Source organism: Oleiphilus sp. HI0079 (assembly GCF_001635105.1).
The window spans coordinates 1-1,148 of sequence record NZ_LWFT01000937.1; the positions used below are offsets into that span (position 1 = coordinate 1).

Genomic DNA, 1,148 nt, shown 5'->3' on the forward strand with positions numbered 1-1,148 from the left:
AATCGCGGTGAGGGTTAATTGAAGCGTATAGCTTTCAAACCACTGAGTTAACGCTTCGATCATACTGTTCGCCTTGTTGATCAACCTAAGTTACTAGCTTTCTAGCAAGACCCGAATGATCTGCGATTAGACGCGTTAAATCAACGTGTAATAACGCACTATTCTTAACTTTCCACTGACCCGCAACCATAACGGCATCCGCCTGATGTGCACCACATAAAACGAGTGCCGCTAATGGGTCATGGCTGCCTGAAAAGCGGGCATCATCGAGTTTAAACAAAGCAAGATCGGCTTGCTTACCCACCGCTAACTCCCCGATATCATTTCGCCCAAGAACCTGCGCCGAACCCTTGGTCGCCCAGCGCAGAGCATCAAGATGCGTTATTTCATCCGCTTGATAACGCAGTCGACTAATCAACATAGCTTGCCGCACTTCTTGAATCATATTGGAGCCATCGTTCGATGCGGAACCATCGACACCTAAGCCCACTGGCGAACCATGCTTTTCCAGATCCAGCGTCCTGCATATTCCAGAAGCCAAAACCATATTTGAGGAAGGACAGTGACCAACGCCGACTCCGGCCTTACCTAATCGCTTCAATTCCTCATCGTTGAAATGAATACCATGTGCGAGCCATACATCGCTCGCCATCCACTCCACAGACTCTAAATAATCCACTGGTCGCATACCGAAGCGACTTAGGCAAAACGTATTCTCGTCTTCCGTCTCCGCCAAATGGGTATGCAAGCGCACCCCATGTTGACGTGCTAATCGCGCGGTCTCGACCATCAACTCACTCGTGACCGAGAATGGCGAGCATGGTGCAAGCGCAATATTTACCATCGAGCCTTCGCTGGCATCGTGATAGAGGCCAATCAAACGCGCCGAATCTTTTAGAATCACCTCATCGGTTTGCACTGTGGATTGCGGGGGTAAACCGCCCTGCTCTTGCCCGAGACTCATGGACCCTCTGGTCAGCGTGACGCGAGCACCCATTTTATGTGCAGCCGCTACTTGGATATCGATCGCCTCGGTTAAGGCTTCGGGAAACAAATAATGGTGGTCTGATACCGTGGTGCAGCCCGAAAGAAGTAATTCACTCAAGCCAAGCTCGGTCGCCACCGAAAGCATCTCGGGCTGCAGCTTT

Annotated in this window: 1 protein-coding gene; it reads right to left on the reverse strand. The window is 50.8% G+C overall.

The features are described from left to right. Nucleotides 1-85 precede the first annotated feature (85 nt). Nucleotides 86-1,148: 8-oxoguanine deaminase (locus A3750_RS17210; RefSeq protein ID WP_068548514.1), on the reverse strand; the 1,063-nt coding region annotated here is incomplete at its 5' end.